13 protein-coding genes and 6 tRNA genes are annotated in these 12,192 nt (G+C 56.0%); 9 read left to right on the top strand and 10 right to left on the bottom strand.

From position 1 onward, the window contains the following. Positions 1-10: 10 nt before the first annotated feature. The 6 genes from RZA33_RS07100 to RZA33_RS07075 all read right to left on the bottom strand — a co-directional run bounded on the left by RZA33_RS07100 (position 11) and on the right by RZA33_RS07075 (position 690). Positions 11-85, bottom strand: a tRNA-Gly gene (locus tag RZA33_RS07100). A gap of 31 nt (positions 86-116) precedes the next feature. Beyond that, positions 117-192: transfer RNA gene (locus RZA33_RS07095), tRNA-Glu, on the bottom strand. Between the two features lie 108 nt (positions 193-300). Next, positions 301-375, bottom strand: a tRNA-Gly gene (locus tag RZA33_RS07090). A 30-nt stretch (positions 376-405) separates the two neighbouring features. Further along, positions 406-481, bottom strand: a tRNA-Glu gene (locus RZA33_RS07085). A gap of 3 nt (positions 482-484) precedes the next feature. Beyond that, a tRNA-Gly gene (locus RZA33_RS07080) sits at positions 485-559 on the bottom strand. Between the two features lie 55 nt (positions 560-614). Further along, positions 615-690, bottom strand: a tRNA-Glu gene (locus RZA33_RS07075). A gap of 333 nt (positions 691-1,023) precedes the next feature. Here RZA33_RS07075 and RZA33_RS07070 point away from each other — a divergent pair. From RZA33_RS07070 to htpX, 8 genes are all read left to right on the top strand, one after another. Further along, positions 1,024-2,127, top strand: coding sequence for a TRAP transporter substrate-binding protein DctP (locus RZA33_RS07070; protein WP_317507149.1), 1,104 nt, complete (start codon positions 1,024-1,026; stop codon positions 2,125-2,127). A 1-nt stretch (position 2,128) separates the two neighbouring features. Then, entirely contained in the window at positions 2,129-2,638 is a 510-nt protein-coding gene (locus RZA33_RS07065) for a TRAP transporter small permease subunit (protein ID WP_317507148.1), read from the top strand. A gap of 3 nt (positions 2,639-2,641) precedes the next feature. After that, positions 2,642-3,967, top strand: a complete 1,326-nt coding sequence (locus RZA33_RS07060; protein WP_317507147.1) for a TRAP transporter large permease subunit — start codon at positions 2,642-2,644, stop codon at positions 3,965-3,967. A gap of 40 nt (positions 3,968-4,007) precedes the next feature. Next, a complete protein-coding gene (locus RZA33_RS07055; protein ID WP_317507146.1) occupies positions 4,008-5,594 on the top strand; it encodes a gamma-glutamyltransferase family protein in 1,587 nt (528 codons plus the stop codon). 127 nt (positions 5,595-5,721) lie between these two features. Next, the gene (msrB, locus tag RZA33_RS07050; RefSeq protein ID WP_317507145.1) at positions 5,722-6,120 is read left to right on the top strand and encodes a peptide-methionine (R)-S-oxide reductase MsrB; all 399 of its coding nucleotides are present in this window, start codon (positions 5,722-5,724) and stop codon (positions 6,118-6,120) included. 66 nt (positions 6,121-6,186) lie between these two features. Continuing rightward, positions 6,187-7,143 (top strand): ribosome biogenesis GTPase YlqF, encoded by a 957-nt coding sequence (gene ylqF, locus RZA33_RS07045; RefSeq protein ID WP_317507144.1) that lies wholly within the window; start codon positions 6,187-6,189, stop codon positions 7,141-7,143. An 86-nt stretch (positions 7,144-7,229) separates the two neighbouring features. Then, positions 7,230-8,477, top strand: coding sequence for a pyridoxal phosphate-dependent aminotransferase (locus RZA33_RS07040; protein WP_317507143.1), 1,248 nt, complete (start codon positions 7,230-7,232; stop codon positions 8,475-8,477). 109 nt (positions 8,478-8,586) lie between these two features. Continuing rightward, the gene (htpX, locus tag RZA33_RS07035; RefSeq protein WP_317507142.1) at positions 8,587-9,492 is read left to right on the top strand and encodes a protease HtpX; all 906 of its coding nucleotides are present in this window, start codon (positions 8,587-8,589) and stop codon (positions 9,490-9,492) included. 67 nt (positions 9,493-9,559) lie between these two features. Here the strand turns inward: htpX and RZA33_RS07030 are convergent, their stop codons facing one another. From RZA33_RS07030 to pdxB, 3 genes are all read right to left on the bottom strand, one after another. Beyond that, complete coding sequence (locus RZA33_RS07030; protein WP_317507141.1) at positions 9,560-9,847, bottom strand: helix-turn-helix domain-containing protein; 288 nt, start codon at positions 9,845-9,847, stop codon at positions 9,560-9,562. Beyond that, positions 9,840-10,097, bottom strand: coding sequence for a type II toxin-antitoxin system RelE/ParE family toxin (locus RZA33_RS07025; protein WP_416337852.1), 258 nt, complete (start codon positions 10,095-10,097; stop codon positions 9,840-9,842). Before RZA33_RS07025 ends, RZA33_RS07030 begins: the two co-directional genes overlap by 8 nt. Positions 10,098-10,268: 171 nt before the next feature. Beyond that, complete coding sequence (gene pdxB, locus RZA33_RS07020) at positions 10,269-11,432, bottom strand: 4-phosphoerythronate dehydrogenase PdxB (RefSeq protein ID WP_317507140.1); 1,164 nt, start codon at positions 11,430-11,432, stop codon at positions 10,269-10,271. 98 nt (positions 11,433-11,530) lie between these two features. Here pdxB and RZA33_RS07015 point away from each other — a divergent pair, with 98 nt between their 5' ends. After that, the gene (locus RZA33_RS07015) at positions 11,531-11,812 is read left to right on the top strand and encodes a hypothetical protein (protein WP_317507139.1); all 282 of its coding nucleotides are present in this window, start codon (positions 11,531-11,533) and stop codon (positions 11,810-11,812) included. 28 nt (positions 11,813-11,840) lie between these two features. Here RZA33_RS07015 and RZA33_RS07010 read toward each other — a convergent pair whose 3' ends face one another. Next, the gene (locus RZA33_RS07010) at positions 11,841-12,176 is read right to left on the bottom strand and encodes a glutaredoxin family protein (protein ID WP_317507138.1); all 336 of its coding nucleotides are present in this window, start codon (positions 12,174-12,176) and stop codon (positions 11,841-11,843) included. Positions 12,177-12,192: the final 16 nt, after the last annotated feature.

Here is a 12,192-nt window from a genome sequence, read left to right as displayed (position 1 = left end):
GCTGTCGAAATGGAGCGGGAAAGGAGATTCGAACTCCCGACCCTCGCCTTGGCAAGGCGATGCTCTACCACTGAGCTATTCCCGCAACACAAACAGCACTGCTTATTAAAGCAAGATGGCGTCCCATAGGGGGTTCGAACCCCTGTTACCGCCGTGAAAGGGCGGTGTCCTAGGCCACTAGACGAATGGGACTATATAGGTATATCGAAACTGGAGCGGGAAAGGAGATCGATCGGACTGGCGCACCAGATCCCGACCCTTGCCCTGATAAGGCAATACTCTTTACCACACCATCAAAACTGGAGCGGGAAAGGAGATTCGAACTCCCGACCCTCGCCTTGGCAAGGCGATGCTCTACCACTGAGCTATTCCCGCTTATAGAACACTTAATCAATCTATCGGAAGTGGCGTCCCATAGGGGGTTCGAACCCCTGTTACCGCCGTGAAAGGGCGGTGTCCTAGACCACTAGACGAATGGGACGTGTGGAGCGGGAAAGGAGATTCGAACTCCCGACCCTCGCCTTGGCAAGGCGATGCTCTACCACTGAGCTATTCCCGCATTCCGATAACCCTGACGGCCGCTTATTATGAAAAAACTAATTCTTCAAAATAAGTGGCGTCCCATAGGGGGTTCGAACCCCTGTTACCGCCGTGAAAGGGCGGTGTCCTAGACCACTAGACGAATGGGACGTTGCATTGCCTCATCGAGGTGGCGCGTATGTTACTCAGTGCTTATTGTGCTGTCAAGCACTCCGCTACCACTTGGCTAACTGACCCACTTTCAACCACCTGCCTCTAAAAAGTAGTTTCTCCTCTGGTAGCGTGCACACCGAGGGTGCCCTGCGCACTCATCAAGCGCTATAACGGTGCAGGCGGTTATTTTTCTTATCATTAGCATTGTTGTTAGAGACCGACAAAACCCTTAAAATCTTTTATTTAAAATAAAATCGATTTTTTTTGGCACACCCCTTGCTATCTCATTATGTTGCCTTGCTGAACAATTCCCCCTTAATGAGGTGTGCTATGTCCTTATCCCGTCGCAAGTTTCTAACCACAGCTGCTGTTTCCTCGACCGCAGGCCTTGTATTGGGCGCGCCGTCTATCGCCCGTGCGCAGTCCGCCGAGAGTTTTAATTGGCGTATGACCAACGCCTACCCACCCGGCTCGCCCTTCTACGTGGAGGGCCCTGGCAGCCCCACCGATGTCATTGCCAAAATTAACGCCATGTCCGGCGGGCGACTCAATATTCAACATTTTGCCTCCGGCGAACTCATCCCGGCCTTTGAAGGCTTCGAAGCCGTTCAAAGCGGCACCATCGAAATGAATGCCGCCAATAGCTACTTTTGGTCAGGCACCACCTTTGCCGCTCAATACTTCACTACCGTGCCGTTTGGCATGAGCTTTATGGGCCATATGGCGTGGCTTTATCACGGCGGCGGTTTGGAGCTTTGGCACGAAGTGTATGAGCCGTACGGCATGGTGGCCTTCCCGCTGAACAACACCGGTGTACAGATGACCGGCTGGTTCCGCGAACCGATTGAGGATATTAGCCAGCTTAACGGCCTGCGCATGCGCGTCCCTGGCTTAGCAGGCCAGGTCTATTCCTCGCTGGGCGTCGATGCCCGCGTACTGCCCGGTGGTGAAATCTTCCCAGCCCTGGAACGTGGCGTGATTGATGCAGCCGAGTTTGTCGGCCCCTTCCAGGACCGCCGCATGGGGCTGCATAACGCCGCCAAGTTCTACCACACCACTGGCTGGCATGAACCGGCTACCACTGGCGAGCTGCTGATTTCTAAATCCCATTGGGACAGCCTGCCCGAAGACCTGCAGATGATTGTCAAAACCGCTTGTATGGCCGCCTGCCTGGAGAGTTTGACATGGTCTGAAGCCGTTAATGGTGAAGCGCTGACGGACCTGGTAGAGAACGAAGGGGTTACCGCTAGCATGCTACCCGAACCGGTCATTGCGGCACTTCGCGAGGCCACCATGGACACACTTTCTACCCAAGCCAATGCCGACCCGCTAGTGCGCAAGGTGCACGACAGTTACATGGCGTTTAAAGCCAATCATGACCTCTGGGCGGGTGCCAGTGAACGAGCGTTTTTAAACGATATTATCGGAGTCTGATATGCGCACCGTGGCAACGTTTGTCCACGGAGTTGAGGCGGTGGTTCGGCTATTTGGCTGGATCGCCGCCTGGACTTGCGTGGCATTAGTCCTGCTCGTCGCTGGCGACGTATTGATGCGCTACGTGTTTGACTTCGGTGCGGTATGGCTTCAGGAGCTGCAGTGGCACTTGATCTCGCCTATCGCCCTGTTTGGCATGTCGTATTTGCTACTGACAGGCGAGCAGGTGCGCGTGGACGTTTTCTACGAGCGTTTTCCGGCCGGTGTGAAACGGGTGATAGAAGTCATCGGCGGGCTATTGCTGCTGGTCATGGGGCTATATATCGCCTGGCTGACGCTGCCCTGGATTGCCCAATCTTTTGCTCGCGGCGAGGCATCGCCCAACCCCGGCGGCCTGCCTATGCGCTGGCTACTCAAATCGCTGATTCCGTTTGGCTTTGCCCTTCTCGCACTACAAGGGCTGGCCCACGCGCTGCGCCAGATTTTCGTCCTGCCCACACGAGGTGAATAACACATGTCTCCCAATGAATGGCTAGCGATCGGCATGATCGTGGCTTTTTTTGTGTTCCTGCTAATTGGTATCCCGGTGGGCATCAGCATCGCGGCCACGGCTTTTTTCTTTGGCTATATTGGCTTTGGTCCGATGCTGTTTAATCTACTGCCGTCACGTATTTACGGCGTGGTTACCAATTACACCTTTATGGCCATTCCGCTGTTTGTATTTATGGGAGTAATGCTAGAAAAGTCGAAGCTGGCTGAAGAGTTGATTGATGTGATCGGCCATTTGTTTGGCGGTATTTCAGGTGGCATGGGCGTGGCGATTATCTTAGTTGGCGTGCTCTTGGGCGCTGCCACAGGGATTGTTGGCGCCACTATTGTCACCCTTGGCTTACTCACACTGCCTACCCTACTACGCCGCGGCTACCCTAAAACCCTGGCCACCGGCATGATTTGCGCTTCTGGCACCTTGGGTCAGATTATTCCACCCAGCCTGGTGCTGATTCTGCTGGCAGAAATTCTCGGTGAATCGGTGGGTACGATGTTCGCAGCGGCCATGGTGCCGGGACTAACCCTAGCGGCCGTGTATATTATTGCCATTCTGGTGATCGCTAAGCTTTATCCCGACCTGATGCCACCGATTCCTTTTGAGGAACGTGCGGCAATGAGCAAGCGCCAGTTGATAGGCAAAGTGATCACCGTGGTGGGCCCACCGGTGGGCTTGGTGTTTGCGGTATTAGGCTCGATTATTGGCGGTATTGCTGCCCCCACTGAGGCGGCCTCCATGGGGGCGCTAGGGGCATTGGTGATTGTGACGTGCTCTGGGCGGCTAACTGTTGCACTGCTCAAAGAAGTCGCCAAGGCAACGCTGGTCATCTCGGCGATGGTATTTTTTATTTTGATCAGCGCACAAGTATTCGGACTGGCATTCCGCGGCTTGGGCGGCGAGCATTTGGTTGCCCGTATGTTCGACTGGGTGCCCGGTGGCGAGCTAGGCGCGATGCTGTTTATGCTACTGCTGATGTTTGTACTGGGGTTCTTCCTGGAGTGGATTGAGATCAGCTATATTGCCTTACCGCTATTTTTGCCTTTCTTTGTCCAGATGGGCGTCGATATGGTGTGGCTGGGTATTTTGGTGGGTTTGGTGCTGCAAACCTCGTTTCTTACCCCGCCTTTTGGCTGGGCACTGTTTTTCCTCAAGGGGGTAGCTCCCAAAGAGGTTTCCACGCTGGATATTTACAAAGGTGCCCTGCCGTTTATTGGTCTTCAGTTTCTGGCTGTGGCGTTAGTGTTTATCTTCCCCAGCATTGCCACCTGGTTGCCCGAGGCAATTGGCTGGTAACGATCTGCCTTAGCATTTATTTAACAATAAGGATTCAAATATGCTCCACACCCAACGTAGTTACGGCGGCAGCTGCGTCGCCCCTCATCACCTAGCTGCCAGCGCCGGGCGAGATGTGCTTAAACAGGGAGGTAACGCGGTGGAAGCCATGGTCGCAGCCGCTGCTGCCATTGCGGTGGTTTATCCGCATATGAACGCTCTGGGCGGCGATGGCTTCTGGTTAATTCATGAGCCGGGTAAAGCGCCCATTGCCATTGACGCCTGCGGCCCAGCAGCAGGATTAGCCGACGCACATTTCTACGCCGGTGAAACACACATCCCTGAGCGCGGCCCTAAGGCGGCCCTCACCATGGCGGGCACCATTGGCGGCTGGCAGGAGGCGCTAAACGTTGCGTCAATGTGGAGCGATCCCCTTCCCCTCACCACACTTCTAGCCGATGCCATTCATCATGCCGAGGTGGGTATCGCCGTCACGCAAAGCCAGGAAACGCTTACCGCTAAACACCAGCAACGTTTGACCCAGAGCCCCGGCTTTAGTGACGCCCTACTGCTCAACGGACAAGTTCCCCGTGAAGGCGAACGGCTGCGCCAACCACGCTTGGCCGCCACACTTAAGCGCTTGGCGGAAGCGGGTTTAGACGACTTCTACCGCGGTGAACTGGCCGCCAGCATGGCGAGGGATTTAGAGGCTGTAGGCAGCCCGCTAAGGCTGGCCGACTTTCACGCCTATCGCGCCCAACAGGTCACACCGTTGGAAGTAACGCTCCAGGATGCCACTCTGTACAACCTGCCCGCACCTACCCAGGGTATGGCTTCATTAATGATTTTGGGCATCTACGATCGCTTAAAAGCTGCCGAGCCTAACGGTTTTGACCATTTGCACGGGCTGATTGAGGCAACCAAACGCGCCTTTATACTACGTGACCAAAACGTAACCGACCCCGGCCGCGTGCCGACACCGCTGCAGGATTTACTCAGCGCAGAGAACATCGGCTTAGAGGCGGCTCAAATCGACCCACAGCACGCCCTGCCCTGGCCTCACGAACCCGCCCCTGGCGATACCATTTGGATGGGCACTGTCGATCGCGAAGGACGGTCGGTGAGCTTTATCCAGAGCATCTATTGGGAGTTTGGCAGCGGTGTGGTGCTGCCGGAAAGCGGCGTACTATGGCAAAACCGCGGCATCAGTTTTTCGCTCAACCCCGACGACCTGCGCGCCTTAGCCCCTGGGCGCAAACCGTTCCATACGCTGAACCCGGCACTTGCGCGGTTTAACGATGGCCGCACGATGGTCTACGGCACCATGGGCGGTGAAGGCCAGCCGCAAACCCAGGCGGCGGTGTTTTCGCGCTATGCGCTGCATGGCATGCCGCTCCAGCAGGCAATTACCGCCCCCCGCTGGCTATTAGGGCGTACCTGGGGGGAAACCAGCACTAATCTAAAGCTCGAAGGACGTTTTGACGACGCTGTGGTCACCGCCCTGGCCACAGCGGGCCACGATGTGGAAGTGCTACCCGAGGCATTTAGCGACACCATGGGCCATGCGGGCGGTATTGTGCATCATCCAGATGGGCTGATAGAGAGCGCCCACGACCCGCGCAGTAACGGCGGCGCAGCCAGCGTGTAAGCATTCTCCTGGCCGTTTTCAGCATGCTGAACTTGAGAAGGCCACTCGCTGTCTCTCCAAGGAGTGTTAAGCTAGTCTGCTTATAAAGCCTCTGAAGAGCGGCAAACCAGAGGGAGAGGAGAACCCCATGGCGAAAATCGAAAAATCCCCTGAAGAATGGCAACAGCAACTAACCCCTGAGCAGTATCGGGTGGCACGTGAGAAAGGTACCGAACGCCCCTTTACCGGCGACTATCAGGTGCGCGATGCGCAGGGTATTTATCACTGCGTATGTTGTAATGCGCCACTGTTTGAGAACGAACATAAGTTTGATGCTGGCTGCGGCTGGCCAAGCTTTGACCGGCCCCTAGGTAACCGTCATGTGGAAGAGCATACCGACACGACCCTTGGCATGCAGCGCACCGAGGTGGTCTGCTCCCACTGCGATGCCCACCTGGGCCATGTCTTTCCCGATGGGCCACCGGAGACCACCGGCTTGCGCTACTGCATTAACTCAGTGTCACTGGAATTTCATCCTGACGAGTAATCAGCGTTAAGTCCGGCGGGCTGCTATAATGGCAGCCCGCTTTTTTTGTGCTTGTAGGAGAGGTCCATGCTCGGCTGGTTTCCAGGACATATGAACAAGGCCCGCCGCCAGATTGCGGAGGTGCTGCCAGAGATCGACGTCGTGATCGAGGTGCTCGACGCGCGTCTACCCTACTCTAGCGCCAACCCGATGCTGGCCGAGCTAACCCGCCATAAGCCGGTGCTGAAAATTCTCTCGCGTGCGGACCTTGCTGACCCGGAGCGGACGGCCGAATGGGTGGCCTTTTTTGACGCCCAAGAGAACATGCGCGCATTGGCCGTCACCACCACCAACACACGTGAATTAAAGAAGATTCCCAAGCTGTGCCATGAGCTGGCCGGTGCCGTGCGCGCCGACCGGGATGTACGCGTGATGGTGATGGGTATACCGAATGTCGGAAAATCCACACTAATTAACGGCCTAGCCGGGCGCAAGATTGCCAAAACCGGCAACGAGCCCGCAGTGACCAAGCGCCAACAAAAGGTGCGCATCGATGGACGCGTGGCACTTACCGACACGCCTGGGGTGCTATGGCCCAAAATTGAAGATCAGGCAAGCGCCTATCGCCTCGCTGCGACCGGCGCCATCCGCGATACCGCTATTGAATACACCGATGTGGCCATTATCACCAGCGCCGAGCTTGCCAAGCGCTATCCCGAAGCGCTCACCGTCCGCTACAAGCTCAAAGAGCTGCCGCCTTACGCCGCACCAGACATTCCCCATGACATCGATGCGGATGGCCCGAAAAAGCCCGATTTTCTCGCTATTGCCGGCTTCGACGGTAACGCCATCTTAAAAGATATTGCTGCCCGCCGGGGCGGTCTTCGCCCCGGCGGCGCAGTGGACCTGCACCGCGGCGCGGAAGTGCTGCTCCACGAGTTACGCGATGGCAAACTCGGCCGACTGACGCTGGAAACCCCCGCGGATATTCCACCGCCGCCCGTGCAAAACGACGAAGACAATCAAGCACTTTCCGACGCATAATAGCTTAAAGTACTCCTACGCTGTTGGGCGTCATAGGAGGAACTATCGCGTTGGACACTTTTGGGCCACTTTTGGACAAACACCTCATGGACACCCCGCAGTCGCACGAATCACAGCCGTTGAAGAAATCGCACAAGTTGCACAATGTCTGCTACGACATTCGCGGCCCGGTACTCGACCACGCCAAGCGCTTGGAAGAAGAAGGCCAGCGGATTCTCAAGCTCAATATTGGCAACCCCGCGCCGTTTGGCTTTGAAGCCCCGGAAGAGATTCTCCAGGATGTGATGCGTAACCTGCCTACCGCCCAGGGATACTGCGACTCCAAAGGGCTCTACTCCGCGCGTAAAGCGATCATGCAGGAGTGCCAGCGCAAACAGATTCCCGGCGTGGGTATAGAAGATATCTTCATCGGCAACGGCGTCTCTGAGCTAATCGTGATGGCCATGCAGGCGTTGATCAACGACGGCGACGAAGTGCTGATCCCCGCCCCGGACTACCCACTCTGGACGGCGGCCGCGCACCTTTCCGGCGGTCACGCAGTGCACTACCTGTGCGACGAACAGGCGGACTGGACGCCCGACATGGCGGATATTCGCGCCAAGATCACCAGCCACACCCGGGCGATTGTGCTGATTAACCCCAATAACCCCACCGGCGCGGTGTATCCACCTGCCGTGGTGAAAGAGGTGTTGGCGATCGCCAAACAGCACAATCTGGTGGTGTTCTCTGACGAGATTTACGACAAGATTTTGTATGACGGCGTCGAGCATACGGCCACCGGCGCGCTGGCGGACGATGACCAACTGGTGATCACCATGAACGGTCTCTCCAAAAGCTACCGCTGTGCGGGTTTCCGCTCCGGCTGGATGACCATTTCCGGCACGTTGGCCAAGCTTAACGCCAAGGACTATATCCAGGGACTGAACATGTTGGCCTCCATGCGGCTATGCGCCAACGTGCCTGCCCAGCACGCGATTCAAACAGCACTGGGGGGCTATCAGTCGATCAATGATTTAATCCTACCCGGCGGGCGACTGCTGGCCCAGCGCGATATCACCGTGGAGAAACTAAATGCGATCCCCGGCGTTTCCTGTGTCACGCCTAAAGGCGCGCTCTATGCGTTTCCGCGGCTCGATCCCAAGGTGTTTAACATCAAAGACGATCAGCAACTGGTACTGGATCTACTACTGCAGGAAAAAATCTTGCTGGTGCAGGGGACGGCCTTTAACTGGCCCGAGCCCGATCATGTGCGCATTGTGACGCTGCCCTGGGCGGATCAGCTAGGTGATGCACTCGACCGCTTTGCCAATTTCTTATCGCGCTATCGCCAGTAAGTAACGGGTGATTTAAAAAACCGCGATGACTTGAAACAGCCATCAACAGCACGTATCTAAACCATTATTCTAGCAACGCTTCGATGAACCTTAAGGGAGAATCCCCACCATGATGCGAATTTTGCTGTTTTTAGCCACCAACATAGCGGTCTTGCTGGTCGCCAGCATTACCCTGCGCCTACTCGGCGTTGAGGGGTATCTGCGCGGTCAGGGCATTAACTTCACCAACCTGCTGATTTTCTGCTTTATCTTCGGCATGGCGGGTTCCATCATCTCGCTGTTGATTTCTAAATGGATGGCCAAGCGCAGTACCGGCACGGTGATCATCGAAACGCCCTCCAACACCACCGAACAGTGGTTGCTGGATACCGTCGCCGAACTCGCCCACGAGGCTGGCATCAAAACCCCGGAAGTGGGTATATTCCCCGCCCAGCAGTCCAACGCTTTCGCCACCGGCTGGAACAAAGACGATGCGCTGGTGGCCGTTTCAGCAGGCTTATTGAACCGCATGCGACCGGAAGAAGTACGTGCGGTACTGGCCCACGAAATTGGTCACGTGGCTAATGGCGATATGGTCACCCTGGCGCTGATCCAAGGCGTGGTGAATACCTTTGTGATGTTCTTTGCCCGGGTAGTGGCCCACTTGGTCGATAATTTCCTACGCAGCCGCAGCGAGGGTGGCGGCGGCCTGGGCTTTATGGGCTACTTCGCAGTGGTCATGGTTGCTGAGATTGTGTTTGGTATTTTGGCCTCGGCTATCGTCGCTTGGTTCTCGCGCTATCGTGAATACCGCGCCGACGAAGCAGGCGCGCGGTTAGCAGGCACCAACGCCATGGTCAGTGCGCTAGCGCGCTTGAAAACTGAAACCGAAATGCCAGATCAAATGCCGGATACACTGCGCGCCATGGCCATCACCAAAGGCCAAACGCGCTCGCTGGTAGAGAAAATGTTTGCCAGCCACCCGCCGCTGGATGAGCGTATCCGTGCGCTAAAAGAAGCCGCTTATCGTCAGTAAGCTTTTTTAGAAGTGCCATACGTTTAAGGCCCGCATCTGCGGGCCTTACTGTTTTCCACAGCACAGTTCAGTGAAGTTGTTCAAAGACTTCCGGATGCTGCTCAGCAATACGTAAAAGTGCAACCGCCGGGCCCTGTGGCTCTCTTCGACCTTGCTCCCAATCTTGAAGAGTACGTATGCTTACCCCCATAAGACCTGCAAATGCTGATTGTGTCAGTTTCAATTTTAACCGAATCATTTTTGGCGGTGAGGGCTCTGCTAACTGATTATTTCGCAGAGCTACGTTGCCTTTCTTAAACTGCTTAATTTCATTAATGCCGTCGAGAATCTCTGTCCCAAGATTTCTATCAACCATTTTTGATGGCCTCCGCGATCTGCTTGAGCGTATGCCCAGAAATACTGGCGCGCTCCGATTTGCTGTACAGCGTGAGCATCCATATCTCGTGGTCAGACTTCTTCCAGTAGTAGATAGCTCTGATACCACCACTCTTTCCAGAACCTTCCGACGCCCAACGCACCTTACGCACACCACCCGAGCCCTTTATGAGGTCGCCTGCGTCCCGGTTTCTGCAATAGATATGTTTGCAGCCCACGGTATTCCTCATCCGTAAGGTAGCTCGGTAATAGCTTGGTGAAGGTAGACGTTTCGATAAATAACATCACTGAAATATACGGCTTTGCCGTATAAACATCAAGATTTAGCCAGAGAGTTTTGATGCCTAGCTCACTAGTAAATCAGGAGCACAACGAGCAATTGATAAGTAGCCGCACATTTATCAGTGCTTGCTCTCCTCAACGCGGCTACTGACGCTGAACCCTGCACCACGCAACAGGCCTTCCAGAACGACCGCCTCCCCAGACAACTCCACGTTGAGCGTGGCGAATTCGCGCCTTAGCGGGTAGTTGGCGCGGCAGTCATCAAAGCCTTTGCGCATGCCGTGCTGCTGGGTTTGGCGCTGCAGCGCATCGTGGTCGCGGCGCACGTCATACACCGCTCTCATACAAAGCCGCAGAGCATCTTCCGGGGGCAGTGCGCGCTGCAAATGCAGCCAGGCCAGCGCGGGCGGTGGGCAAATATCGGCAAACGTTAGATCACTTGGCTGACCGCCGTGGTGAGCCAGTGCCTGCTGAATCATCCAGGTGCCGCGTAGTTTGCCATCCAGGCTATGTCCGGCAATATGCGGTGTTGCCAACGGGGCAAGATCACGCAAGCCAGCGTCGATATCAGGCTCCTCTTCCCACACGTCCAAGATGGCACTGATATCGCCCTTGCCCGCCAAACGGCTACGCAGCGCTAAGCCATCCACGCAATCGCCACGCCCGGCATTCAGCAGCACGCAACCCGGGGCCAGCTCATCGATACGCTGAGCATTGAGCAGTTGGTAGGTAGCGTAGGGGCCGTCGCGGGTCAAGGGTGTATGCAGGCAGAGCACGTCACAGCGCTCGATCAGGGTATCTAAAGAGCGAAATCCAGCCCGACCCTCCTTCTCAGCCCTGGGCGGGTCACAGACCAGCGTTGCCACGCCCATGGCATCGAGCCGCGCCTGCAAGCGGCTGCCCACATTGCCTACCCCTACAATCCCCACAGTGCGATTGATCAGCGCCCAACCATTGCGTTCCGCCAGCGTTAGCAAGCTGCTCAGCACATAATCAACCACCGCTTCGGCGTTGCAGCCTGGCGCGCTGGCGAAGGCGATACCGCGCTGGGCAAGCGCTGCCTGATCAATGTGGTCCGTGCCGATGGTGCAAGTACCAACAAAGCGCACGGCGCTACCAGCAAGCAGTTTATCGTTGACCTGGGTAATCGAACGCACGATGAGCGCATCGGCATCCTGTAGGTGGGCGGCGTTTATCTCCCGCCCAGGCACGCGGATGAGCGTACCAAAATGGCCGAAGCAGCGTTCGGCAGCGGGGATATTGGCGTCGATGACAAGTTTCATAGGCGTTTGGGTATCCGGGCTTTACAATACGCCCGCGACGACTTGATGGGCAGGCGTGTTTAAAGGCTATCTTTTAAAAGCTAAGTAAGGAGAGTGTTGTGATCGTACGCTGGGAAACCAACCATGACTATGTGTTGGTTCATATTCACCAGGATATGTTTGGTGACTGGATTTTCAGCCGCGCCTGGGGCCAAATCGGCACGCAGTTTGGCGGTCTGAAACATCAGCTAGCCGATACGCTGGAACAAGCCCATATGTGGCTGGAAGATGAAACCACTATCCAGTCCTCACGAGGTTTTCGCAAGGTACTGGAAGTGGCCGATCACACTCCTGAGGGCAAGGAAGCCATGCGCCAACTATCTTTACTGGATGTACTTTAAGCCTAGCGCACTCGCTCCATGCTTTTTGCTAACTTAAGAAACGCCGCCCGTCACGCTCGTGGGCGCCTTTAGGCGCTGTGATCTCTGGCGGTGCTGTAAACGCTTCCAGCGCTGCTTCATCCAGCCAACCGCGCTCGCGCAACCAGGCACTTAATCGTTCCAGCTCAAAGCCACGATCCAGCTCACTGCCGTCACTATCCGCCAACACCGGTATCCGCACGCCGTAGCGCTCTACTAGCGCGTCGTCGTCGCTAATCTCGATGTGGTGCAACCACACCTTTTGATTCGCCAGTGCGGCTACCAGAGCCTCTAGTTGGCTGCACAGGTGGCAGCCCATCGTTGTGTATAGCGATAGCTGAATCATGCTGAAGGTCTCTTCA

The sequence above is a fragment of the Halovibrio sp. HP20-59 genome (assembly GCF_033052795.2).
In the GTDB taxonomy this organism is placed as follows: domain Bacteria; phylum Pseudomonadota; class Gammaproteobacteria; order Pseudomonadales; family Halomonadaceae; genus Vreelandella.
This window is presented reverse-complemented; position numbering and strand designations above follow the sequence as displayed.

What these genes read in the sequence shown, in the direction of transcription:
- RZA33_RS07070 (WP_317507149.1), top strand. Translation starts at nt 1,024, where the DNA reads ATGTCCTTATCCCGTCGCAAGTTTCTAACCACAGCTGCTGTTTCCTCG.
- RZA33_RS07065 (WP_317507148.1), top strand. Translation starts at nt 2,129, where the DNA reads ATGCGCACCGTGGCAACGTTTGTCCACGGAGTTGAGGCGGTGGTTCGG.
- RZA33_RS07060 (WP_317507147.1), top strand. Translation starts at nt 2,642, where the DNA reads ATGTCTCCCAATGAATGGCTAGCGATCGGCATGATCGTGGCTTTTTTT.
- RZA33_RS07055 (WP_317507146.1), top strand. Translation starts at nt 4,008, where the DNA reads ATGCTCCACACCCAACGTAGTTACGGCGGCAGCTGCGTCGCCCCTCAT.
- msrB (WP_317507145.1), top strand. Translation starts at nt 5,722, where the DNA reads ATGGCGAAAATCGAAAAATCCCCTGAAGAATGGCAACAGCAACTAACC.
- ylqF (WP_317507144.1), top strand. Translation starts at nt 6,187, where the DNA reads ATGCTCGGCTGGTTTCCAGGACATATGAACAAGGCCCGCCGCCAGATT.
- RZA33_RS07040 (WP_317507143.1), top strand. Translation starts at nt 7,230, where the DNA reads ATGGACACCCCGCAGTCGCACGAATCACAGCCGTTGAAGAAATCGCAC.
- htpX (WP_317507142.1), top strand. Translation starts at nt 8,587, where the DNA reads ATGATGCGAATTTTGCTGTTTTTAGCCACCAACATAGCGGTCTTGCTG.
- RZA33_RS07030 (WP_317507141.1), bottom strand. Translation starts at nt 9,847, where the DNA reads ATGGTTGATAGAAATCTTGGGACAGAGATTCTCGACGGCATTAATGAA.
- RZA33_RS07025 (WP_416337852.1), bottom strand. Translation starts at nt 10,097, where the DNA reads ATGAGGAATACCGTGGGCTGCAAACATATCTATTGCAGAAACCGGGAC.
- pdxB (WP_317507140.1), bottom strand. Translation starts at nt 11,432, where the DNA reads ATGAAACTTGTCATCGACGCCAATATCCCCGCTGCCGAACGCTGCTTC.
- RZA33_RS07010 (WP_317507138.1), bottom strand. Translation starts at nt 12,176, where the DNA reads ATGATTCAGCTATCGCTATACACAACGATGGGCTGCCACCTGTGCAGC.